Annotated in this window: 13 protein-coding genes; 6 read left to right on the top strand and 7 right to left on the bottom strand. The window is 53.9% G+C overall.

All coding sequences use genetic code 11. The features are described 5' to 3' along the window. Positions 1–22 precede the first annotated feature (22 nt). Together A7983_RS03765 and A7983_RS03760 are read right to left on the bottom strand one after the other, a co-directional pair. Positions 23–1,351: an MmgE/PrpD family protein gene (locus A7983_RS03765; protein ID WP_005975153.1), complete on the bottom strand. Its 1,329-nt coding sequence runs from the start codon at positions 1,349–1,351 to the stop codon at positions 23–25. 106 nt (positions 1,352–1,457) lie between these two features. Beyond that, the gene (locus A7983_RS03760) at positions 1,458–2,441 is read right to left on the bottom strand and encodes a helix-turn-helix transcriptional regulator (RefSeq protein WP_039478346.1); all 984 of its coding nucleotides are present in this window, start codon (positions 2,439–2,441) and stop codon (positions 1,458–1,460) included. Between the two features lie 208 nt (positions 2,442–2,649). Between A7983_RS03760 and A7983_RS03755 the strand changes: the two genes are divergently transcribed. Further along, positions 2,650–4,965 (top strand): TonB-dependent siderophore receptor, encoded by a 2,316-nt coding sequence (locus A7983_RS03755; protein WP_005975149.1) that lies wholly within the window; start codon positions 2,650–2,652, stop codon positions 4,963–4,965. A gap of 127 nt (positions 4,966–5,092) precedes the next feature. Here the strand turns inward: A7983_RS03755 and A7983_RS03750 are convergent, their stop codons facing one another. Further along, on the bottom strand, positions 5,093–5,404 hold the full coding sequence (locus A7983_RS03750; RefSeq protein ID WP_005975147.1) for an ArsR/SmtB family transcription factor: 312 nt from the start codon (positions 5,402–5,404) through the stop codon (positions 5,093–5,095). 259 nt (positions 5,405–5,663) lie between these two features. Between A7983_RS03750 and A7983_RS03745 the strand changes: the two genes are divergently transcribed. After that, positions 5,664–7,064, top strand: coding sequence for an RtcB family protein (locus A7983_RS03745; RefSeq protein ID WP_005975145.1), 1,401 nt, complete (start codon positions 5,664–5,666; stop codon positions 7,062–7,064). A gap of 130 nt (positions 7,065–7,194) precedes the next feature. Here A7983_RS03745 and A7983_RS03740 read toward each other — a convergent pair whose 3' ends face one another. Beyond that, positions 7,195–7,701, bottom strand: a complete 507-nt coding sequence (locus A7983_RS03740; protein WP_005975143.1) for a DUF3060 domain-containing protein — start codon at positions 7,699–7,701, stop codon at positions 7,195–7,197. A gap of 443 nt (positions 7,702–8,144) precedes the next feature. Between A7983_RS03740 and acnB the strand changes: the two genes are divergently transcribed. Then, positions 8,145–10,739: a bifunctional aconitate hydratase 2/2-methylisocitrate dehydratase gene (gene acnB, locus A7983_RS03735; RefSeq protein WP_086002483.1), complete on the top strand. Its 2,595-nt coding sequence runs from the start codon at positions 8,145–8,147 to the stop codon at positions 10,737–10,739. Between the two features lie 130 nt (positions 10,740–10,869). Here acnB and A7983_RS03730 read toward each other — a convergent pair whose 3' ends face one another. Together A7983_RS03730 and A7983_RS03725 are read right to left on the bottom strand one after the other, a co-directional pair. Then, positions 10,870–11,733: an isochorismatase family protein gene (locus tag A7983_RS03730; RefSeq protein ID WP_005975139.1), complete on the bottom strand. Its 864-nt coding sequence runs from the start codon at positions 11,731–11,733 to the stop codon at positions 10,870–10,872. Positions 11,734–11,834: 101 nt separating this feature from the next. Next, positions 11,835–14,045 (bottom strand): TonB-dependent siderophore receptor, encoded by a 2,211-nt coding sequence (locus A7983_RS03725; protein ID WP_005975137.1) that lies wholly within the window; start codon positions 14,043–14,045, stop codon positions 11,835–11,837. A 451-nt stretch (positions 14,046–14,496) separates the two neighbouring features. On the opposite strand from A7983_RS03725, the gene fes reads away from it, so the two are divergent. The 3 genes from fes to A7983_RS03710 all read left to right on the top strand — a co-directional run bounded on the left by fes (position 14,497) and on the right by A7983_RS03710 (position 24,670). Further along, the gene (gene fes / locus A7983_RS03720; protein WP_005975135.1) at positions 14,497–15,846 is read left to right on the top strand and encodes an enterochelin esterase; all 1,350 of its coding nucleotides are present in this window, start codon (positions 14,497–14,499) and stop codon (positions 15,844–15,846) included. Next, positions 15,818–16,024 (top strand): MbtH family protein, encoded by a 207-nt coding sequence (locus tag A7983_RS03715; RefSeq protein ID WP_005975133.1) that lies wholly within the window; start codon positions 15,818–15,820, stop codon positions 16,022–16,024. Before fes ends, A7983_RS03715 begins: the two co-directional genes overlap by 29 nt. Positions 16,025–16,102: 78 nt before the next feature. Continuing rightward, the gene (locus A7983_RS03710; RefSeq protein ID WP_005975131.1) at positions 16,103–24,670 is read left to right on the top strand and encodes an amino acid adenylation domain-containing protein; all 8,568 of its coding nucleotides are present in this window, start codon (positions 16,103–16,105) and stop codon (positions 24,668–24,670) included. Here A7983_RS03710 and A7983_RS03705 read toward each other — a convergent pair. After that, on the bottom strand, positions 24,659–25,489 hold the full coding sequence (locus tag A7983_RS03705) for an ABC transporter ATP-binding protein (RefSeq protein ID WP_005975129.1): 831 nt from the start codon (positions 25,487–25,489) through the stop codon (positions 24,659–24,661). The genes A7983_RS03710 and A7983_RS03705 overlap by 12 nt on opposite strands. Between the last annotated feature and the right edge of the window lie 21 nt (positions 25,490–25,510).

Here is a 25,510-nt window from a genome sequence, read left to right as displayed (position 1 = left end):
TATTTTGTTAAAACCAGCATTGTTAAAATAACAGCCCAAGCAAATAGCGTAGATCGCCTGCTTGCCGTAATGCACAACGACCGGCGATCTGGTTACTGTCGAGATGTGCCAGAGAGCCGATAGTTTGCTGCAATTTGGCGCGCAGATCGGTGGGCCGTGCTGAGGTTTCCTGACGCGTGGTGCGCTGGATCAGCGCGCTGCCGTTACGCAAATGTAGGGTAACCTCATGAAAACGCGCCTCAGGGTCAAGCTCATCAGGTGGGGCGGTTTCATCGGCGTGGCGTATGACGCGATTCGCCAGTGCGGCGATCGCTGCTTCAACCGGCGCTTCTGAAAAATGCGCCAACTTCAGTTCCCCTTCAATCAGAGCCGCTGCAATCACATACTCCAGACTGAATCGTGCCTCTACGCCATTGGTCGCGTTACGGATAAAAGGAGCAACGTCGCCGCCCGGCGGGAAGGTCACCGTGATACGCTCGATGGCGTTGGCCAGATCGGCGTCTGCACCATTTTGCTCATGCCACCGCTCCCGTAGCGCAAATGCAGCTTCGGCAGCGCTGTGGGTTCCGCCACAGGTCGGGTAGCGTTTGAATTCTAAACCGGGAGAAAGAATACGCCACGGTGCTCCCCAGTTTTCCACCAGCAGTTCCGGCTGTTGTTTTTGATCGCCATGCGCGGCAAGAAATGCCTCAACCACCCGTTGCGTGTTGCCTTCGAAGCCCGCTAGCCCCAGTTTAACGGCAGTCAACCCCGCTCTGGCGGAAAGCCCGGCGTGTAGCGGTTTGACCGCTGAACCGAACTGCGTCCGCAACCCGGCAGCCTGAGTAGCCGCAAGGCCAAGAATAATTTGTGTCTGTTCTACCGATGCATCAACCAGACGTGCCGCCGCAGCGGCGGCGGCGATAGCCCCGAGCGTGGCCGTGTTGTGGTAACCGAGGCTGTAATGACGCGGGCCGCATGCCAGCCCGATTCTGCCAGCGGCTTCTACACCGATGACATAGGCTGTCAAAAACGCGTCTTCCGTAACGGATGCGTCTTCTGCTGCAAGGGCAAACAGCGCAGGCAGAATGACGGTGCTGGGGTGACCGCGAAATGCGGGGTGATAATCGTCAAAGTCCAGTACGTGACCGGTATAACCCAAAATCAGGCTACGCGTCAGACTATCCGTACCGCTGAATACCTGCTTTAACGGCGCGAGGCCACTATCGGCAAGTGCGCCTTGTGCGATCGGAAGTGCGGTGGAGATGAAGTCCGTTACCCCTTCGCGGGCGGCATCAATCGCGTCTTGGTTCGGCTCGCTATGGATAACGTGGTGGGCAAGCGTTGCGGTGATATCAGTCTGATTGGTCATGAGTGGTCAGGTATCTTGGTAGAAAACACTAATTTACTGCGCGTTTTTGAATAGTGATTAATAACTAAACGGAATAATAAATTCCATTTAGTTATTAGTGGGCAAGTCAGAAACGGTCTTTTAGCTGCCCTGGTGTAATGCCAAACGCGCGGCGCAGCGCGGTGGCAAAATTGGCAGGGCTATTGTAGCCGGCGATGCTGGCTGCCTGCGCAATACCGATGCCGTCTTTCTGCAAGGCTAGCATGGCGCGCTGCAAACGGCAGTTACGCAGGTATTCAAAAACGCTCATATTGAACGCCTGACGAAAATGGCGCTGTAGCGTACTTTCGCTCATGTTGACGCTTTTGGCGATTTCACTCATCGAAAGGTGGTCGGCGCTGCCGCTTTCCAGCATATCTCGAATCTGTTGAATACGATGGTAGCCACGTAGGGTAACACCGTTGCTTTTCTCCTGCGCCATGCTGGCAGTCAGTGAAGTAAACGCTTCGATAATCAAGCTCATGCACTGCATTTCCAGATAAAGGCGCTGGAGCGGCGTTTGGCAAGGCTCAGCATCCAGCGTTTGTAAGGCTATTGCCTGCGCCTGCCGGGACGGTGTCCATAAGTGTGTCGCAAGGTGGGTCTGGGTGAAATCGTGGATGGCCTGCCAGTCACCGACGGTATCCATCATATTACCGTACAGCCATTCTCTATCGAACGTTAGCGTAATGGTTCTCTCATATTCATCACGCTTGCCAATGCGGGTAAACATCGTCGGTTCCGTCAGCGAAATCAGCGAGGCTGGCTGGCTCTCTCCCAGATGCAGTTCCTGATGGCCAAATGAAATATGCGCATTGCCGCTTACCACGATGGCGAGTTTGATCGCACCATCCAGCAGGTTTTGGGTTTTCATGTTGTGGCGATTAATCACATCTGCGGTATGCAGGATCAGATGCGGATTGAGCTGCACAACCGTGAACGATCCAAATAGCACTGGGGTGTTATCGATCAGCCGGGGGCCGATAAACCGGTAATGATTCGCGACCAGGCTCGATTGCTGAACGATGTGATCTTTGAAGATCGGTTTTGATGACTGAGTGAAGCTGCGCACGTGATTACCTACCTGATTAAACCCTTCGACCTGCGCCTTCCATTTTGATGCTTTGGCAAAACATTTTGCTGCTAGAGCAAACCCCGTCCTGAATGACAAATGTAACAATGACCGCGCCAAAATGGTAATGCAAATACTTCTCAATAGCATTTTTCGTTGGGGATGTCACATTGCACGATTTCATATCTTACAGGGCAGGATGATTTTGATGAAACTACCACAATCGCGTCGTTATTTGGCGACACTCATTGGCGTTAGCTGCGGGATGACGTCGTTTTTGAGTACGGCACAGACCTCGACCGTTCCTTCAACAGAACCTGCCCCACAGGTGCAGAATCAGGCCGAAAGTAAAGCGTCGGGCGATACGATGGTGGTGACGGCCGCTGAGCAAACTCGTCAGGCTCCGGGTGTGTCGGTGATTACGGCTGAAGATATCAGCAAACGTCCGCCTGCTAACGATCTGTCAGAGCTGATTCGTACCATGCCGGGCGTTAATCTGTCCGGTAACTCAACCAGCGGCTCACGTGGCAATAACCGCCAGATCGATATCCGCGGCATGGGACCAGAAAACACGCTAATCCTGGTGGATGGTAAGCCAGTATCGAGCCGTGCGGCAGTACGTTACGGCTGGCGCGGTGAACGTGATACCCGTGGCGACACCAACTGGGTGCCAGCGGACATGGTGGAGCGTATTGAAGTACTGCGCGGCCCGGCTGCCGCGCGCTATGGCAACGGTGCTGCGGGCGGTGTGGTTAACATCATCACCAAACAGCCGACGCAAGAATGGCACGGTGCATGGAATAGCTACATGAGTTTCCCTGAAGATAAGGCTGATGGTGCTACCAAACGTACCAATTTTAACTTAATGGGAGGTTTAACCGACACGCTCAGCCTTCGCTTGTATGGTAATTATAATAAAACACAGGCAGATGCTTGGAATATCAACGATGGGCATCAGATAACTCCGTTATCAACGGCGATACCGGCTGGCCGTGAAGGCGTTCGTAACAAAGATATTAATGCATTACTGCGTTGGACATTTATGCCAAAGCAAACGTTGGAGTTTGAAACTGGCTTTAGCCGTCAGGGCAACATCTATGCGGGCGATACTGAGAATAACAATGGTAAAGCGGACACTCAGGCTCTTTACGGTCAGGAAACCAACCGTATGTATCGGCAGAAGTATGCGATAACTCACCGCGGTTATTGGGATAGCGGCATAAGTACGCTGTCTTATCTGCAATATGAAGATACTCGTAATGCACGAATTTTCGAACCTTTAGCTGGGGGCCCAGCAGGTCGTCCAACAGGAAATTATCAGTCGACCATTAAACTGGATGCTTATACGGCACACAGCGAAGTCAATATTCCATTTGAGGCATGGTTTAGTCAAACCGCCACCATCGGCGTGGAGTGGGTAGAACAGAAGATGCACGATCCGTCTTCAAATACACAGCCTACTACTGAAGCTGGTAGTGTCGGATCCATTGCTGATACTCATCGTAGCGAGAATATTTCTGCTCGTATCGCTTCTGTTTTTGCAGAAGATAATATCGAATTAACTGATAGCACTATGCTGACACCAGCACTGCGTCTAGATCATCATAATATTGTTGGTACCAACTGGAGCCCATCGCTGAACTTGTCGCAGCAGTTGGGAGACGATTTTACTCTGAAGATGGGGATTGCTCGTGCTTACAAAGCGCCGAACCTCTATCAACTTAACCCCAACTATCTGCTGTATAGCCGTGGCAACGGTTGTTATGGTGCAGGTGCCTGCTATCTGATGGGGAATAACAATCTTGATGCAGAAACCAGTGTCAACAAAGAGATTGGTATTGAATTCAAGCGAGATGGGTATCAGGCGGGGGTTACTTATTTCCGCAATGATTACCGTAACAAAATTGAGTCAGGTATCCACAAAATCGGTAACGCGGTAGGAGGAAGCAATAAAGATTATCATAATGCGAATGTCTATCAGTGGGAAAATGTGCCTAAAGCGTTGGTAGAGGGGCTGGAAGGGTCGTTGGCTATTCCGGTCACCGAGACAATAAGTTGGAATAACAATATTACATGGATGCTGCGTTCCGAAAACAAAACAACGGGTGATTACCTATCAATCACACCGGAGTTTACGCTCAATTCTTCCGTGAGCTGGCAGGCAACAGACGAGCTATCCGTTTTGGCGAACATGACCTGGTACGGGCGTCAGAAGCCGAAGAAATATAACTATCAAGGTAAAGCCGTGGGATCTATACCGTTGACTGCGGCTTACGATACCCATGAGGTTAGTCCTTATGCGATCTTTGGTTTGAGTTCAACTTACGAGGTGAATAAAAACCTGAGTATCACTGGTGGAGTGGAGAATTTGTTCGACAAGCGCCAATATCGAGCAGGGAATGCTCAGTCGCTGACTGCGACCAATTCTGCGAATGTAACCAGCATAACGTCCTACGGCGCCGGTGCGGCAACCTATAACGAACCGGGACGGACATTCTTTGTCAGCGTGAATACGTCGTTCTAAATCGTAGATCTGCCATACTTAGTCGCAAACGCCACGGGAAATCCTGTGGCGTTTTTCATGGCGTGCCATCCCTGGCCGCCACTGCGCAACGTTAAAAATTTCTCCCGGAAATTTTTTATTATCGCTATCAGGGGCAGAAAAGAGTTTTTAAGGTGGCGACGATGGTTTCTACATCGTGATTTTCGATGCGGTAGTGCAGTGTTTGTGATTCGCGTCGATAGCTAATCAACCCTTCTTCACGCATTTTCGCCAGATGCTGCGAGAGGGCGGACTGGCTTAACGGGATATGTTCAAGTAACGCACCCACCGACATTTCACGGTGTTCAATAAGCAAGCAGAGTACCAGCAGCCGGTTTTCGTTGCCTATCGCCCGCAGTAGTCCAGCGGCTTTTGCTGCACCGTCCTGCATGAATTCCCGATCCGCATTGTTCACCGCCATCTTCACTCCGCCTTGCGTTACTGACTAATTTAGTAATACCTAATGTATTGAGCTTACCATACCCTCGACCTTGAGCGAGGAGAATGATTCATATCGACAAAACCGTGGGTGAGGGAATTTATGCACGCTGCTGGCGGTTTACAATAAGCACGTTCCCCCTTAGAATAGCGCGACATCCTTTCCTGAATCTGCTGCTGCAGGAAAAACAGCCTTCTCCTCGAAACAGGAGGAGCGATTTTTTGTTTTTCTAGGTAGCACTATGTCTACATTCACTCGTTTACAAAAACGTTTATCCCATTTGGGGATAGACGCCGATTATCAACATTCTATTTATCATCTCCGCAGGCAGCACGTAGAAGCGCAAGTTTTATTGCCGGAAGCGTTGCCGCTAGAGGAGAAAGCCGTTCAGCAACTGCTGGATTTCGCCTCGGTTCATATACCGGGCAGCGATGCGCACGTCTGTGCTGCTCGCGCAACGCCGGATTTCCATCCTGGTACGCTTGCGCCCGTTGGCAGCATTGTCGCCACAACGGAGAACTTTGTTATCCCGGCTGCGATTGGGACGGATATCAATTGCGGCATGCGATTGCTGACGACGGGCGTGAATCATACGGATGCTGATGAGCATAAACCCGCACTGATTCAGGCGCTCAAAAATACGTTACTTCTGGATCAGCGTGATGTTCCCGTTACGCCTGATTCGTTTTCTGCGCTCTTTGACGAGGGATTGTCAGCGTGGTTGGCGGCACTGCCCTTGCAGGGCCTTTGGCAGGACGTGGACTTCCGACGGCTGTCGGCGGAGCTTGCCTCCATCGCCGGAACCGAGGCGATTCGCGCCCATAGCCGACATGCGCCTGAGCCGTTTTTTGCGCCTCGAGAGATCCTTCGTCCTTCCAGTCTGGGCACGGTCGGGTCGGGGAACCACTTTGTTGAGTTGCAAATTGTGGATGCCGTTTTGGACCGACATGCAGCGTATCAGGCTGGTGTAAAGGAAGGCGAAGTCGTGATTATGATTCATACCGGCTCACGCGACGTGGGCTTTTATGTCGGCCAGCGGGGGATCGATAAAGCACGAGCTTGCTGGCCAGCGGGAGAGAAATATCCGGCATCCGGCCTGTTTGGTCTGGTTGATGCACACGCGGCGGACTATATGGAGGCCATGGGCGTCGCTGCCCGCTATGCGTGGATCAATCGGATCGTGCTGACGGAACTGATCCGTTCCTCCTGGAAGCAGGTATTTACGCGGGATACCAGTAAGCTGGTGGTCGATTTGTCGCATAATATCATCCTGCCAGAACACGGTATGAACCTGCATCGCAAAGGAGCGACGCCCGCGAAGGCTGGGGAGTTTGCGTTAATTCCCGGTTCAATGGGAGACTACTCCTATCTCGTTACGGGGAAAGGGGATCCCGATTGGCTGTGGTCGTGTTCACACGGCGCAGGGCGTGCCGAGCGTCGGCAAAGTATGCGTAATAAGATTGATACGGCGAAGCAGGTAGATGCGCTACCTTGGCAATGTATTACGCTGAAAGATGAGCGGCTGCGGGAAGAGGCGCCAGCGGCTTATAAACCGGTTACGCCTGTGATCGATATTCAGGAACAATCAGGGCTGATTCAACCCGTGGCACGACTGCGTCCGTGGCTGACGTTTAAGGCCTGACCTGCCCCTGAAGGAATAGATTTAATACTTTTGTACTGAACATTGCGCCCCAATCTGCGAGTGGTTGATTGGGGCGTATGTTCTTCATCGCCAGCGCCCGTTGTTGGGCATTTGTGGTTATCTGTCCAGACTAGGGTTTTTGTTTGATGACATTATTGGCACCGCTAGAGGAGAGTCGTGGCTCTGTTCCGCCCCATGAGAGGTGGTTACTGATGCCATTGAAAGAGACAACGGCAGGCCCGTTAAAATCCAAATCAAGATGGTGTTCCGTACCCGTCACTTTCACTTTTACTGGCTTATCCTCAGTAATGATATGAGTGTGAATGGCGTTCTTATACGCGGCGACGGTCAGGTCACCCGTTGACTGGCCTGTAACGGCCATCTCGGAGCCGGTCACGGTCAGTGATGTGGCGGTATCGAATGTGACGTTGTGCTCGGAACCGTTGATGTGGATATTGGCACATTCCCCTGTTAGCACGATGTGGTTGCCATTGCCCGAAATAGTGACATCATTGCCATTACAAGGAATATCACGGGTTAAGCCGAGACCCTCCAATTCGATAGGTGCGGCATAGACCGATGCGCTGAACGCCAAAAATGTGGCAGAAACCACGCGCAGATACCGTTTCATCTTCATGGAGTGTTTCCTGTTATCAATGAAGCCATCCGGCATGATTGCCGTGGGGCTCCTATCATCTGTTAACACTTATTCATACTCTATTGCGAACATTCTGATTATCGCGGCGTCTTTAGACGATGCTTAATCACGTTATGTTGTTAAAAACCCACATATTGAGTGGTTAAATCAGCATAGTTAGTGTGCGTCGTCAGGGACATGCTATTCTGCTGATGTCGGTATTTTTCAGTGATAGTGATATTTGGTACATAGCGCAGTTGAATAAAAATTAATGTTGCTATTATGTGAACGAATTAACAATCAATTCAAATCCTGATATGCTGACGAGGCTGGACCGGACACTCTACTACCTTACATCCACACGCTGACACCCAGGCATGGACACCACAATTGGGAACAAGAGCGCCGGGCATAATGAAGACAATGAGAGCGAGGAGAACGTCGTGCTAGAAGAATATCGTAAGCACGTAGCCGAGCGGGCTGCGCAGGGAATTGTTCCTAAACCGTTAGATGCCACGCAGATGGCCGCGCTGGTTGAGTCACTCAAGAATCCCTCGGCAGGCGAAGAAGTATTGCTTGATCTGCTGATTAACCGTGTCCCCCCCGGTGTTGACGAAGCCGCCTATGTAAAGGCCGGTTTTTTGGCTGCCGTCGCCAAAGGCGAAGCGACTTCCCCCTTGGTTACTCAGGAAAAAGCGATTGAGCTGCTGGGCACCATGCAAGGTGGTTATAACATTCATCCGCTGATTGATGCGTTGGATAGCGACAAGTTGGCACCGATTGCCGCGAAAGCGCTGTCCCACACGCTGCTGATGTTTGATAACTTCTATGATGTGGAAGAAAAGGCGAAAGCAGGCAATGCGCACGCCAAGAACGTGATTCAATCCTGGGCTGATGCCGAGTGGTTCCTATCCCGCCCGAAACTGGCGGAAAAAATTACCGTTACCGTCTTTAAAGTCACTGGTGAAACTAACACTGATGACCTGTCTCCGGCACCTGATGCCTGGTCACGCCCGGATATTCCGCTGCACGCACTGGCGATGCTGAAAAACGCCCGTGAAGGCATCGATCCCGATCAGCCTGGTAACGTAGGGCCGATCAAACAGATCGAAGAACTGAACAAGAAAGGCTTCCCGCTGGCGTATGTCGGTGACGTCGTCGGTACGGGATCGTCGCGTAAGTCGGCAACCAACTCTGTGCTGTGGTTCATGGGTGAAGACATTCCTCATGTTCCGAACAAACGCGGCGGTGGTGTCGTCCTGGGCGGCAAAATCGCCCCCATCTTCTTCAACACCATGGAAGATGCTGGTGCGCTGCCGATCGAAGTCGATGTGAACGATCTGAATATGGGCGATGTGATCGACATCTATCCGTATGAAGGTGAAGTACGCCGTCATGACACCAATGAAGTACTAGCAACGTTTGCGCTGAAAACCGACGTATTACTGGATGAAGTGCGAGCGGGTGGCCGTATTCCGCTGATCATCGGACGTGGGCTGACGTCTAAAGCACGTGAATCTCTGGGCTTACCGCACAGCGATGTGTTCCGTATTTCCAAAGCGGTTGAAGCCAGCAAAAAAGGCTTCTCATTGGCGCAGAAAATGGTCGGTCGCGCCTGCGGCGTCGCGGGTATTCGTCCTGACGAATACTGCGAACCGAAAATGACCTCTGTGGGTTCACAGGACACCACCGGGCCGATGACCCGTGACGAACTGAAAGATTTGGCTTGCCTCGGCTTCTCCGCCGATCTGGTCATGCAGTCGTTCTGTCACACTGCCGCCTATCCGAAGCCGGTGGACGTCACCACGCACCACACGCTGCCTGACTTCATCATGAACCGTGGCGGTGTATCGCTGCGTCCGGGCGATGGGGTTATCCACTCCTGGCTGAACCGTATGCTGCTGCCGGATACCGTTGGCACGGGCGGTGACTCCCACACCCGTTTCCCAATCGGTATCTCTTTCCCGGCGGGCTCAGGGTTGGTGGCATTTGCTGCTGCCACGGGCGTGATGCCGCTGGATATGCCGGAATCTGTTCTGGTGCGCTTCAAGGGCAAAATGCAGCCGGGTATTACCCTGCGCGATCTGGTTCACGCTATTCCGCTGTATGCCATTAAGCAAGGCCTGCTGACCGTCGAGAAGAAAGGCAAGAAGAACATCTTCTCTGGCCGTATTCTGGAGATCGAAGGTCTGCCGGATCTGAAAGTCGAGCAGGCGTTTGAACTGACCGACGCCTCGGCGGAACGTTCTGCGGCGGGTTGTACCATCAAGCTGGATAAAGCGCCGATCATCGAGTACCTGAGCTCCAACATCGTGCTGCTGAAATGGATGATCTCCGAAGGCTATGGCGATCGTCGTACTCTGGAGCGTCGTGTGCAAGGTATGGAAAAATGGCTGGCCGATCCGCAATTGCTGGAGGCGGATGCCGATGCCGAGTATGCAGCAGTGATCGACATCGATCTGGCTGATATTAAAGAGCCGATCCTGTGTGCGCCGAACGATCCAGACGATGCGCGCTGGTTGTCTGATGTGCAGGGCGAGAAGATCGATGAAGTCTTTATCGGTTCTTGTATGACCAACATCGGTCACTTCCGTGCTGCAGGTAAACTGCTGGATAGCCACAAAGGCCAACTGCCGACCCGTCTGTGGGTTGCGCCGCCAACCAAGATGGATGCGGCACAACTGACGGAAGAAGGTTACTACAGCGTGTTTGGTAAGAGCGGGGCACGTGTTGAGATCCCTGGCTGCTCGCTGTGCATGGGGAACCAAGCGCGCGTGGCTGACGGCTCTACCGTGGTTTCTACCTCGACGCGTAACTTCCCGAACCGTTTGGGAACGGGTGCCAATGTGTATCTGGCGTCTGCCGAACTGGCTGCGGTTGCCTCGCTGCTGGGTCGTTTGCCGACATCGGAAGAGTACCAGACCTACATGTTGCAGGTGGATAAAACCGCGCAGGACACCTATCGCTATCTGAATTTTGACCAGTTAGGCCAATATACTGAGAAAGCAGATGGTGTGATCTTCCAGACAACCGTCTAACTTGTACCTGACGTAGCCGCGCTGACTTGGCTACGCCTTCATTTCTCGTCGGGCCAGCCACTCACGTGGTTGGCCTTCATTCCCCTCAGTCAATCACGATATCCTGTAGAGCCATGTGATTAGCTTCCTCCTATTGCGGCGTGAGCAGTTCCAGCCAGCGGTTGAGGGTCGGTTTTTTAGCTAATGTGACGAAATCAACGTTATACCCAGCTTTACACCAGCGTGTAACGAGGGACATCATTCGTACCGAATCCAGTCCGTAATCCGTCAGGTTATCATCACCTTCAATGTCGCTTGCGTCCTCGTCCAGCAGGGGTTGCAATTCCGCGCGCAAGCGGGACTCACTGTACTGCGCAGCGGGGGACAGTTCGCTGATGGATTGATCGACGGTGAGTACGCGGCCACAGCAAGATGCGGTATAACGCAGCGCCATCAGATGGTTCTCCTGCGTGAAATCGGCTAACGCATCGGCCACCATAAAGGGTTTGATATCACGCATGAATGCATCATTGGCGGTGGTCAGGCAGCCAATATGTGCGTAGATGCCGCAAATAATGAGCTGGTTACGACCCGCGCTCTTTAACTGCTGTTCCAGATCGGAACGGTGGAAGGCGCTATAACGCCACTTGACCAACACCACATCGTCGGCATCTGGCGTCAGGGCGGTGGTGATCTTTTGCTGCTCGGGATAGCGGTTTAATCCGGCACCCCACATGTCATTGAGCAGCGCGCGATCGGCATCGCTTTGCTGGTTGGGTTGTGCGGTATAGTAAACGGGGATGCCGCGCGCACGGCAGGCGTTTTTTATCCGGACAATGTTTTGTACCAGTTGTGCCGTGAGGGCACTCTTTTCTCCCCAAAAATTCAAAAAGTAGTCCTGCATATCGTGGATTAGCAGGGCTGCCCGCTCTGGCTCTATCGACCAACTGACTTTATTGTCTGGCAACTGGCTGGCCGAGGGTAAAGGGTAGGTCGCAAGGTTTGGAATACTCATCACATTGTTCTCTCGTATCGGATAACACAAGTCGTTGTCGCTACAGGGGTCTATTCATGAGTAACCGTAAGCGGGTGTCACCCTGCTTACGGTTGACGTGATTACCAGTTGTAGTTGATGCTGGCGACAATACTGCGGCCACTGCCATAGAAGCAGGCGGTATCACCGCCACAGGATGACACGTATTTTTTATCGGCGAGATTGTTAACGTTGATTTGTAATTCAGCGCCTTTCAAGCGTGATGAGGCTTCGCCCAGATCGTAACTGGCCATCGCATCATACAAAGTGTAGGCGGGGACTTTATAGCCCTCAACTCTATCACCATAGCTGGTGCCGATATAACGAACACCAGTACCAAGCTTAGCGCCTTTCAATGCGCCGTCGAGGAAGCTATAGCTACCCCAAGCAGAGGCAGAGTGCGCGGGGACGCTAACTAATTTTTTGCCGACAGGGGATTGGTTGCTGACACTTTTTGTTGTCTCCGCATCGACATAGCTGTACGCCGCCATAAACTCAATTTCAGGCGTTAATTGACTACGAAGCTCGGTTTCCACGCCCCGTGAACGTACTTCGCCAACCTGTTCTTTGAGTTTAGTTACACTGTTTTGCAAGACCATATTTTTCTGTTTGATTTCAAACAGCGATACCGTGAATACGGTGTTGCTACCTTGCGGTTGGAATTTAACCCCGACTTCTTTTTGTTCGCCAGTGGTTGGTTTGAATGGATCCGCACCCGGCTCACCGCTTTCCAGCGTTGGCTCGAATGAGGTACTGTAGCTGATATACGGTGATATGCCGTTATCAAAGGCATACAGCAAGCCTGCGCGGCCAGTGAATTTACTGTCGTTCTGCTTATCAAGATCATTATTGCTGAGACGGTCCACCGTCCTGACTTCGCTCCAGTCATGGCGACCGGACAGCAGCAGATTCCAGTTATTCCATTCCAACTGATCCTGAATGTAAACCCCTACCTGATCGAGTTTCTTTTTGGTGCTAATCGTTAAGGGCAGTGCGCTGTCAGGCACGAGGTAAGAGCTACCGTAGTTAGGTTTTGCCCAGTCAAAGCTGTACGCGTCTCCCTTCTCCCCTCCGCGTCGCCAGTAGTTGTAGTCCGTGTTTTGCCATTTGTAATCGAGTCCAATAATGGTTTTGTGTTCAACATCACCGGTAGCGAAATCCGCTTTGAGCTGGTTATCGATTCCCAGTTCATCCGCATTAGTCTCTTCACGCTGCTGACGACGCAACAGGGTGGTATCTGTAGCACTGCCGCCGATGGTGTAGACCAGATATTTGTATTTTTCTTTCATCTGAGAATATCTGAAGTTCTGCTGGAAAGAGAAAACATCATTGAATGAGTGATCGAAAATGTAGCCAATGGCAATTTGTTCATTTTTTGACTGGTGATAATTTGGGTTGCTCACGTTGAGATCGTGAGGGATGTAGCCGGCGCTGGTGGCAAAGACGGTGCCATAAGCGGGCAGGAAGTTACGGAACCCATTTTCCGGATTGTTTTGGTAGCTGGTCAGCAAGGTAAAACTGGTATCAGGGTTGGGTAGCCAGGTGAGCGCGGGGGCCACCGCGATGCGTTTTTGTTTGGAATCTTTGACAAACTCGTTTTTGGTACTGGCGATCCCGTTGAGCCGGTACAGCAGCGATTGATCGTCACTGAGTGCGCCGCCGAAATCAAAGGCAGCTTCACCGAAGTGCTGGTTACCTGTGCTGAATTTTACTTTGCGGATGTCCTGCGCCGTAGGCCGCTTGCTGGTCATGCTGACTAATCCTCCTGGATTAACCTGACCGTACAGCACCGATGCTGGCCCGTGCACCAACTCCACTCGCTCCAACAACCACGGATCGAGTCTGCCATTTTGTCCGCTGAGTCCGTCCAGGAATTTCGGCGCAAAGCGAAAGCCACGTGCGACTACTTCGTCGTTGCGGTTGGACGAACCACGGTAGTTGGTAAAGGCCCCGCTTGAGTAGTTCAGTGCATCGGATACCGTTTGCGCCGCTTGCGCATCCATTTGATCGCGTGTGACGACCGAGATGGTTTGTGGTGTTTTGATCAGTGCCGCGCTGGTTTTGGTTCCTGCGGCACTTTGTTTCGCCACGATGCCCTTTAGCGGCGAGGTAACACTCTCTCCAGCCGTAGCGTTGACGACGATCGTATCTTCCTCAACATTGCCGGCAGCATAGACGAGCGGTGAGGTGAATAACAGTGAGGCCAATGTCAGGCGACATGCTGATGGCATCAATGACATTGTTTGTGGTCTTTTGGTTAACTTTGATAATGATTTTATGTGTGTTCGACTCATGATTCATCCCTTAGAAGAAAGCTCTTTATGCGTAGAAAAAAATATTTTTAACGTTATGTGCTTTGGTTAGATGTGTGATTTCGTCGACAATCTCTCCACAGCAAGAGATCGGTGGTGTGTTCATTACCCAAAAAATGTACGATTTTTTTGATAGAGAACATGTTAAAAAATAAAAAAATACACTAATAACAATTAATTGTTTTTTATTGCTCATTTGGTGAGCAATTTTGTGTATGGAAAAATCCCGTATGACCTGCCAAAAAAACGCCTGCCAACTGTGACGCAAAGCGTTATTCATTTTTTATGTTATTGCAAATAGAAATAATTCTCAATATGATTTGCGTTGCTTGTTTTTGGGTGAAAATAGCGCTAAATAATTAAATTAATTAATTGGTTGCAAGGTTGTGACAGGGTTGTAAAAAATGCACGTATGGTGATGCGAGAGGTCTTGATGCAGGAAAAACACATAATTCACAGTGCTGCTGCGCTGCTGGCTTCTCCCTTCGTTGGAGAGGCGGGGTGGTGGCATGATTTAGCCCGTATAGGAACCCCCGTTGTAGAGCCGTGCGGTGAGAAACGGGTGCAGATCACTTTTTTCTGGCGCGATCCTGAAGGGACCGAACAACACTCTACAATTCAGCGCGTTTATATCGATATCAACGGTGTGACAGATCATCACAGCACTATGCCGCAAAGCCTACAGCGTTTGGCTGGAACGGATGTCTGGCATTGGTCAACGGATATCGAAAGCGACTGGCGCGGCAGCTATAGCCTGTTGCCAATCCGTAGGGAGCAGTTGCCGCCCGTTTTCGCCGATGAGTGTGAGCAGCGTGAATGGTGGTGTTCGCTGTTTCCGCATGCTATCGCCGATCCGTTAAATCCGGTTAAGCCCTTTATTACGCACTGGGGAGAGTCGCTCTCGGCGGCGCATATGCCAGACGCACCGCCGCAAGCGGCCTGGTGCGCGCTGGATGTAGGTCAGGCGGGGGAGGCGGATCCATCCCGGCTGCACGTGTTTTCCTGGCAAAGCACCTTACTCGGCAATATTCGCCGCATTTGGCTCTATACCACAGGAGAAGGGGGAACGCCGTCGCAGCGTCCTCTGTCGATCATTCTGGACGGGCAAAAATGGGTAGAAGAGATGCCGCTGTTTCAGGCGCTGGACGAGGAAACGCGTCGTGCATCGCTGCCTCCGGCTGTCTGGCTGTTTATTGATGTCATTGATATGTCATACCGCGAACAGGAATTGACGTGCAATAAAGCCTTCTGGCTGGCGGTACAAGAAGAGCTATTACCGTTAGCTAAACAGTATGCCTCCTTCAGCGACGAACCCGATCGCACGGTTGTTTCTGGGCAGAGTTACGGCGGGCTGTCGGCGTTATTCGCTGGCATATTTTGGCCGCAACGGTTTGGTCGGGTACTAACGCAGTCCGGTTCGTTTTGGTGGCCGAATGTGGAATGGGTGACCCACTTTTCGGAAAACTTAGAACAAGACGAGGGCTGGTTGATCACACAGGCGCGTCAGCCTCGTTCGGCGGTTTCTCCTTTGGTTATTTTTCAGGAAGTGGGAACGCGTGAAGCGGATATGGCATTCGTCAATCGGCAGATGAATCAGGCGTTGTGCCATGCCGGACACCAGATCCATTACCGCGAGTATGCGGGGGGCCACGACACCCTGTGCTGGCGCGGCGGATTGATTGATGGGTTTCGCTGGTTACTGAGTGATGCCAACGCAGTAAATAAACATACACAAACGGAACAAGGTGAGGACGATGAGCCAGGAACAGCAAAATCCTTTTGATAATGACAGTCTGACATTTTACGTACTAATGAATGCGCAACGTCAATACAGCCTCTGGCCTGCGTTTGCCGACGTTCCTGCAGGATGGCGTCAGGTTATTGGCCCAGACACGCGAACGGCCTGCATGACTTATATCGAAACCCACTGGGTGGATATGCGGCCTGCCAGCCTGCAATAGCCCGATGGAGCATAAACGCCTTCAGCGTCAGTAAGTCGTTTTTGGGATTCTTTCTGTTTGTCGTGTAAGGAAAACAACGTGTCTGAAACACAGTTATTGTCGGAAGAAGAGATGACGTATCAGGAACTGCCTTTGGTTGCGGCACAGCCGGGTATCTGGATCGCGGATCAAATCGCCAGCCAACATAATGCCTTCACGGTGGCGCATGTCATTGAGTTATCGGGAGACATCATCCCACGTCTGCTGGATGCGGCCATTCGGCAAGGGCTGTCCGAGGCCGATACGCTGCATGCCCATTTCGGACTCAATGAAATGGGCGAACCTGTGCAACAGATTCCGCGTCGCATCGATGGTCAGCACGTACACGCGCCGGAGTGGCTCGACTTTAGCAAACAGGAAGACGGCGATAACGCGGCGTGGGCATTATTTCACGACGATGTGGCCGCCGACTTGCCTGCGGATGGCGAATCGCCGCTATACCGCCATGTGGTGGTACAGGTTAGTGCGCAACCGGCACGTTGGCTGTGGTATCAACGTTACCACCATATTCTGCTGGACGGCTTTAGTTTCCACCGCTTGAACCAGAGGATCGTGGATATTTACAACGCGCATCTCACGGGGGGAACGCTTCAGGCCACGCCATTTACACCGTTCGCGGAGGTGGTGCAGGAATATCAGTCCTGGCAGACGTCAATGTCATGCCAGCGGGCGGCTGCCTTCTGGCAGGAACATGCCCGTGATCTGCCGGCTCCGGTATCGCTGGCAAGTGACGTGTGTGTCGCCACCGCAACAAGGGAGCGCGCACTGCATCAGCGTGTCTCCGCAGAGAGCGTGTGTTTTGATAGCATCCTGTCGGATTTGGATATACAGCAGGTGCAACCCGCAGAGCTGGTGATGGCTGCGTTGTACGTCTATCTTTTCCGCATGAGCGGTGAATCCCGATTATCGGTGGGGTTCCCGTTTATGCGCCGCATGGGATCGGCAGCGCTCTCCGCCGTTGGGCCGGTGGTGAACGTGTTGCCGCTATCGCTCACACTACAGCCAGACATGACGATAAAAGAGGTCACGCTGGCGCTCGTCAATGAAATTAACGTCGTGCGTCGGCATCAACGTTACGAGGCGGAACAACTGCGGCGCGATCTCGGTTTGGTCGGCCAGCGTGATGGGCTTTACGGACCTGTTATCAATTTTAAAGTTTACCACGATCGTCTGGTGCTGGGAGACACGCCCGCAACGGTGCATACGTTGTCCATGGGGCCGATTGACGATCTGGAGTTTGTTCTGGGTTTTGATGACGACGTCATGAATCTGGAACTGGTGGCGAATCCCGCGCGTTACGATCGGCAGACGTTGCAGTGGCATGCGGCACGTCTCCATTATTTGCTGCGTCAATTGACGCAGCATCCACAACAGCCGATAGGGCAGTTGGCGCTGGTTGATGCTGACGAGCGCCAGCGCCTGGCTGAATGGGGTCGTGGTCCCGAATTAGCGACGTCAATGGTTTCTGTGTTGGCGCGATTCTCACAACAGGTTGCGTCTCAGCCGGATACGATTGCGGTGGCCTGTGGCGTGCAGTCTCTGAGCTACCGTGAATTGTCGGACCGCGTGATGCAATTGGCCCGTTTCCTGATTGGCCGAGGCATTGGTGCTGACGATGTGGTGGCGATAGGGGTTCCGCGCTCGATCGATACCGTGGTGGCGATCCTTGGCGTGCTTGCCAGCGGTGCGGCCTACATGCCGCTGGATCTGGACTATCCGCGCGAACGCCTGACTGTGATGTGTGAAGATGCACAGCCTGTCATGGTACTGACGCACCGTGCAGTAGCCGCACAAATGCCAGCGTTGTCTGATGTTATCTGTCTGGATGACGAGATCGTGCTGGCTGAGTGCATGGCGCAGGCGACGCACTCAGTCAGTGATGCCGAGCGCCGCTGTGCGCTGCGCGGCGAGCACCTGGCCTATATCATTTATACGTCTGGTTCCACTGGACGCCCGAAAGGCGTGATGAGTACGCATGTTGGGCTACTCAACCTGCTGCTTTCCCATGAACAGTTCCTGTTCGGCCCGGCGATAGCGCGTTTTGCCTCACGTCACGGTCGCCGCCTGCGCGCCGGACATACCGCCTCTTTTTCCTTTGATTCGTCCTGGGAACCGCTGTTTTGCATGATGATGGGCAGCGAGCTGCGGATTTTTGATGAGACGTTACGCCGCGACGCGTGGGCGCTGGTGCAGCAGATGAATCAGGAACCTGTCGATCTACTGGATATCACCCCTTCTTTCTTCTCGCAAATGATCGATAGCGGCCTGTTAGAAGTAGGGAATCATCAGCCCGCGTTCATTATGATTGGCGGCGAAGCGGCGACCCCTCGCTTATGGGAGCGGATGCGGCAGCAGACGGGAATAGAAATTCATAACTATTATGGCCCGTCGGAATACACCGTCGATACGCTGGGTGCGAGCGTCACTAGCGCGGCACAGCCTGTGCTGGGGCAGCCGGTTGCCAATACCCGTATTTGGTTGTTAGATGAACAGTTGCGTCCCGTCCCCGCTGGGGTGCCCGGCGAACTGTATATTGCTGGCGACGGAATAGCCCGAGGATATTTACGCCGGCCTTCGCTGACCGCCACCCGTTTTGTGGCCGATCCGTTTGGCTCCGGCGGTGTCATCTACCGCAGCGGCGATGTCATGCGTTGGCGTAGCGATGGTCTGCTCACCTTTATTGGACGGGTGGATCACCAAATTAAGGTGCGGGGATTCCGTGTCGAGTTGGGCGAAATAGAAAACGCATTGGTTGCGTTGCCTGAGGTCAGTACTGCGGTGGTGATTGCTGAACCTTTAGGTGCGACGAACCGGCTGATTGGCTACTGCTCCGTACCAGATGCATCGTTACGTGAAAGCCCGGATATTTCGTCGCGTTTACTGACTTCGTTGGCAGCGCAACTGCCGGATTATATGGTGCCTGCTCTGTTGGTGGTCATGGCGGAGTTACCGTTGACCGTCAATGGGAAAATTGACCGTCAGGCGCTGCCCGATCCTCAGTGCGGCGTCATGCGAGTGGGTCGTGAACCGGAAAGCGAGCAAGAGAAACAGATTTGTCAGTCGATAGCCTCATTATTGAGAGTGGAGCAGGTCTGGGCGGACGATGATTTCTTTGCGCTGGGCGGTGACAGTATTTCAGCGATGGGGCTGGGTACGCGAATGCGCCAACACGGTTGGCTGCTGCGACCGCGTGAAATTTTCTCTCAGCGAACGCCAGCCAATATGGCGCTGGCGATGCAGCCGATGACACTCTCTGCGCCGTCGTTGCCTATGCGGGATCGACAGGGGCCGATTGACGGCGTGCCCATCCTGCACTGGTTCGCTCAGACTCACGGGATCAATCGACGTTTCGCACATGGCGTCTTATTGCGTGTGCCGCCGGCTCTGCGCGTGGAGCAAGTGGAACAGGCGTTGTCCCTGTTGGTCAAGGCTCATCCGGCGCTGGCGGCATTTACCCGCGATCGGCAGTTAGTCGTCGGCGAGCCGCTACACCATGCCACGGAAGCCTACTGTGACGACTGTCTGCTGGGTGAGAACGATAGCGTTGAACACCGCGCAGAGCAGGCGTTTGATGCGGCAGTGGCGCATTTGGATCCCACTGCGGGCAGAATGGTGCGTGCTACGCTGCTGCGCCACCCGCAGCGCCATGCTGTAGGGCTGGTTTTGGCGTTGCACCATCTGGTGGTTGATGGCGTTTCATGGCGCGTGCTGCTGGCGGAATTCCAATCTGTCGCCGACGCGTTGATAAAGGGTGACATTCCTCAGTTAGCAGTAGAAGAGTATACCCTGCACGCGTGGTCGGACACGTTACTGGCGCAGCGTGCGGCGCGGCGGGCAGAACGGCCATTTTGGCAGCGTATGCTGCAATCCCCGGTTCCGCGTTTGGGGGCAAGGGTGTTGAACCCCGCCAGCGATCGCCAGCATCAACGGCGTGAAATGCGCCTCCTGCTCGACGCCCGTCAAACGGATGCACTGATCGCCAGATTACCGCAGCGTTATCGCGCCGAGACGGAAGAAATATTGCTGAGTGCGTTAATGCTTGCCGGTTCGCAGTGTTATGACGTCACGCAATGGCGTTTATCTCTGGAGTCACATGGCCGTGCCGATCTGAACGACGGCAGCGATCTGACGCGTACCGTCGGCTGGTTGACGGCAGAGTATCCAGTGAACATTGGCTGGATACCCGACGCGACACCGGCGGTTCTACAGGTCGTTCGCGCAGTGAAACAGGTGCTGCGCGCCGTTCCCGACCGTGGGATTGGCTATGGCATATTGCGCTATCTGGATGCTGATGGCCGCCTCGAACTGGCAGAGCTGGAACAACAGCATGCGCCTGAGATCTTGTTTAACTATCTGGGGCGCTTTACGGCGGGAGATGACGAATGGGCACTGATGCGCACGTCACACCGCTTCCGCGATGCGTTTGCTGTCGCGCTGGATGATGATATGCCGCTTTGCCACGCGCTTGAGATCAACATTTTTTGCGATGAGCAGGCGTCAGGTCCTCGATTGGCGATCAACTGGGGATGGGGCGACGGGATTTTTGACGAGCAGGCCATCACCGCGTTGCATCAGGGATTCGTTCAGGCAGTGGACGACCTGATGGCGTTTGCCGCCCTCGAACCGCAGCGTGCGGAAGAGACGTTGGTCGCGGCGGATATTGGGCTTGAGGGCGTGAGCGATGATACGCTGGCGCAACTTAGCCAGCATTATGGCGCACTGGCGGATGTCCTGCCGCTGTTGCCGCTTCAGCAGGGATTACTGTTTCATGCGGAATTGGCGTCGAACCAAGGAAGCTACAATTCACTGACGCGTCTTTCGTTACGCGGTTCGCTGGATGCGGCGCAGCTTAGCCAGGCTCTTGAATGCGTTGTCCGTCAGCACCCTCAGTTGGCTGCCCGGTTCGATACGCGTCACGCGCCCTTGCCGTTACAGATCGTGCCTCAGCTTGACGACAATACGATCTACTGGCCCTTGGACGTGCATACGCTGCCAGCGCTGTCGGAATCACAGACGATGGATGCGCTGCTGGCGTTGGAACATGATGAGTTGGCGCGCGATCTTTTCCATCAACCGTCTTCCATGCTGCATGCCGTGCTGGTACGGCATGACGATGCATCGTGCAGTACGCTGTTTCTTAACGCCCATCACCTGATCGTGGACGGCTGGTCTACCCCGGTGCTGCTGCGCGACCTGTTCACCGTGTTACACGGTGGCGCTGCGGCATTGGTGCCACTGCGTTCCCGCTATGTGGATATCGTGCGTCAACTGGCGCGACGCGATGCCACACTTTCCCGTCAGCGGTGGCAGCACGTTCTGGAAGGTGTACGTCCCACTGTACTGTTTGATGAAACATCACAACACGGGGCGGTGCATGAGTGCGATATACGGGTCCCACCCGAACTTGAGCAAGGCATCATGCGTTTGTGTCGTCAACACGGGATAACGCTCAATACGGTGATGCAAGGTATCTGGGGCGTGTTGCTGAGTGCTTACAGTGGGTTTGACGACGTGGTGTTCGGATCGCCAGTGTCCGGACGTTTCGGACAGCTCAATGATATCGACAGGCATGTCGGTCTCTTTAGTAATACACTGCCGGTACGGATTAAGTTTGATCCTGCCCAGCCGCTGTTAACCCAACTCATACAATTACAGACGCAGCAGATCCTGCTTATTGAACATGACGATCTGGGATTAGGGGAGATTCAGCAGCTCGCAGGCATCGGCACCCTGTTCGATACGCTACTGGTGGTAGAAAATTATCCTGATAGTCATGCGCTGAGTGAGGCGACTGACGCGCTCCGCTGTGAGCGTATCAGTAACCGTGGTTATACCCACTACCCCTTGACGCTGCTGGTATTGCCCGGCGAATGTTTACGACTGTTGCTGGAGTATCGTGAAGGCGTGCCGCAGCCACAATGCCTGGTGCAGCGGCTGATGTTACTGCTCGAACAGTTGGTGACATTGCCGGAGGCACCGCTCTGTGCCTGGACACTCCAAACCCCACAAGAGCAGGCGTTACTGGCTCGTATCAACCAGACCGACCATCCGGTGCCATCTGGCACGTTGCATGGGGCCGTTGATGCGCAGGCACGACGCACGCCGGAAAGTGTGGCACTGGTAGATGATATGCATCGTCTTACCTACCGTCAGGTCAGGAGCCAAACGCGCCTGCTGGCGGCGCAGTTGGTTGCAGCCGGAGTGCGGCCCGGTGATATTGTCGCCGTGGCGTTGCCGCGCTCGGTGCGCCTCAGCCTGGCGCTGATGGCTATTTTGGAAGTGGGCGCGGCGTGGTTACCGCTGGACACGGGATATCCAGACGACCGGTTGGCATTGATGGTGGATGATGCTGCACCGCGCCTGATCATCACCGCATCCGTACTGCAATCGCGCTTTGCGCCTCTGGCCGACGTTTTACTGCTGGATACGCTGATCGATGAGCGTCAACCGCTGCTGACTGACCCCATTGAGGTTTCCCCTCAACAGGCGGCCTATGTCATTTATACCTCGGGTTCCACCGGTAGACCGAAAGGGGTCGTGGTGAGCCATCAGGCGATTGTGAATCGTCTGTGGTGGATGCAGGCGAGTTATACGCTGTCCTGCGACGATGTGGTGCTACAGAAAACGCCGTGCAGTTTTGATGTGTCAGTATGGGAATTCTTCTGGCCGCTGATGACAGGGGCATGCCTGGTGATGGCTCCGCCAGAGTCACATCGCGATCCCGATGCGCTGGTACAATTGATTAACGATTATTCCGTTACCACGCTGCATTTTGTGCCTTCCATGCTGGCTGCCTGGGTGAGCGCGTTGGAGAATCGACCACGAGAGCATATCGGCTGTACCAGCCTGCGCCGGGTGTTTTGTAGCGGTGAAGCGCTGTCGCGCGATTTGGCACTGAGCTATCAGACCTTGCTGCCCGCCCCATTGCATAACCTGTACGGTCCAACGGAGGCGGCGGTGGATGTCACTTATCAGCCCGCTTCGGGGGCGGCGCTAGCGAACTGTCGGACCGCCGGTGTGCCTATCGGTCTGCCGGTATGGAATACCCAGTTGCGTATTCTTGATAGCTATCTCCGTCCTGTGCCGGTTGGTGTTGCCGGTGATCTCTATCTATGCGGGGTACAACTGGCAGAAGGATATTTACGCCGCCCTGACTTAACGGCCAGCCGTTTTGTCGCCGATCCGTTTGCGCACGGCGAGCGGATGTATCACACCGGGGATATTGCCCGGTGGCAGGAAGAGGGAACGGTCGAATATCTGGGACGCAGTGACGATCAATTGAAGATCCGTGGGCAGCGGATCGAACTTGGCGAGATTGAACAGGCATTATCCGGTTTGCCCGGTGTTGCCCAGGCGGTGGTGTGTGCGCGTGATTTGGGGACGAGCGGCAGCGGCACGCCGCGAGGTGCCGATGCCCGACAACTGGTGGCGTGGGTCATCGTAGAGGATGGCGTAGCACAGGAGTCGGACATTTTACATCAGGCGCTGGCTCAGTGTTTGCCCGCTCATATGTTACCGGTCAGCTATGTATTCATGACGCGTTTCCCGCTGAGCGCTAACGGTAAGCTAGACAGAAAAGCCCTGCCTGCCCCCGTTAGGGAGCAACAGGGGCGCTTACCCGAATCCGAAACGGAGCGGTTATTGGCCGCGTGTTTCTCTGCCCTGTTGGGACGAGACACCGTTTATGCGGATGATGACTTTTTCGCGTTGGGAGGACACTCGTTACTGGCGATGCGTCTGGCGGCAGATATTCGTCAACATCGGCAGCCAGCGCTGACGGTCGGGCAAATTATGGCGTCTCGCAGCGTAGAGAAAATGGCTGCGCTGCTGGATGGCTCGGGCGAAATTGACCGCGAGATCAACAGTGGTACGGGAGAGATACTGCCGCTGCGAAGTGGTCGTGGTCCCGCCCTGTTTTGCCTGCATCCGGCATCCGGGTTTGCCTGGCAATACACCGGTCTGCTGCGCTATCTGAAAGGGAGTTATCCGATTGTCGGGTTGCAGTCGCCGCGTCCTCAGGGAACGATCGCCAGTTGTGCCACGCTGGATGATATGTGCGAACGGCATTTGGCATCGATTCGCCGTTTGCAACCGCAGGGGCCGTACTACCTGCTGGGGTATTCATTGGGCGGAACGATCGCGCAGGGGATTGCTGCCCGGTTGCAGGCGGCGGGCGAATATGTGGAGTTTCTCGGGTTACTGGATACCTATCCGCCTGAAGGGCAGGACTGGACGGGACCCAGCGAGGAAGAGGCGCGACAGGAAGTCGCGCGTGAACAGGCATCGTTCATGAGCGCAGCGGAAGACGAAACCGATCCGCAGGTGCGCGCGGAGAAGGCTGCGATGTTTAACGATATCGTCGCTAACTACCGTGATGCAGTACGCTTGTTGTCTGCGGCGCAGACGCGTTCTTATCATGGCGAAGCGACACTGTTTGTGGCAACGCGCACGCTACCAGAGGAGATGGACGTACAGGCTGTTTGGGCACCTTACGTCCATTCGCTCAACGTGCATCCGTTGCCTTACGAACATGCGGATATTATTTCGCCTGCTTCGCTGGAAACGCTGGGGCCACTACTACAGCGGTTGCTGACGTCACTCGATTGACGGCGGTCTGGCGGTCGTCACTTCTGCTATGCGGTGGTGACGGCCGCAAGGCACGATGAGTGGCGTGTGTGAAACCGGATCGTCGATAATCAGGCTCGTCATGCCGAATACCTGTTCGATCAGATCGGCATTGACGATATCGGCAGGCTTCCCTTCTGCCATGATGCGTCCGGCCTGCATCACAATCAAATGGTCGGCATAGCGACAGGCCTGATTAAGGTCGTGCAGCACGGCCACCAGCGTGCGCCCATGCTGATGGCGCAGTGTATAAAATAGATCGAGCAGGTCTATCTGATGCGCGATGTCCAGCCAGGTTGTCGGCTCGTCGAGCAGAAGAAGCGGGGTTTGTTGCGCCAAAACCATCGCGATCCAGACCCGCTGGCGCTGTCCACCAGAGAGCTCGTCAACGTGACGTTCAGCCAACTCGCTAATATTCGTCGCCGCCATCGCCTCTTCCAGAACCTTTTGATCGGTCTGGTTCCAGGTGTGTAACAGGCGCTGATGCGGATAGCGCCCGCGCGATACCAGCTCGGCCACCGTGATGTTGTCCGGAACGACGGCATGCTGGGGTAGTAAGCCAATTTGTCTGGCTAACGCTTTGGTGGGCAGATGGTGGATATTATTGCCGTCTAAAATCACTTCCCCTGCTAACGGTTTCAGTAATCGGCACAACGCGCGCAGCAGCGTCGATTTTCCACAAGCATTAGGCCCGACTATCACGCTGAATTGGTTATCTGGAATTGACAGGCTCAGATGTTCCGCAATGATTTTTTTGTCATAGCCGAGGGTCAGATGGTTAGCATGTAAGAGGTGTGTCATAGGCGTTTTACTCTTTCATAT

The sequence above is a fragment of the Pectobacterium wasabiae CFBP 3304 genome (genome assembly GCF_001742185.1).
In the GTDB taxonomy this organism is placed as follows: domain Bacteria; phylum Pseudomonadota; class Gammaproteobacteria; order Enterobacterales; family Enterobacteriaceae; genus Pectobacterium; species Pectobacterium wasabiae.
This window is presented reverse-complemented; position numbering and strand designations above follow the sequence as displayed.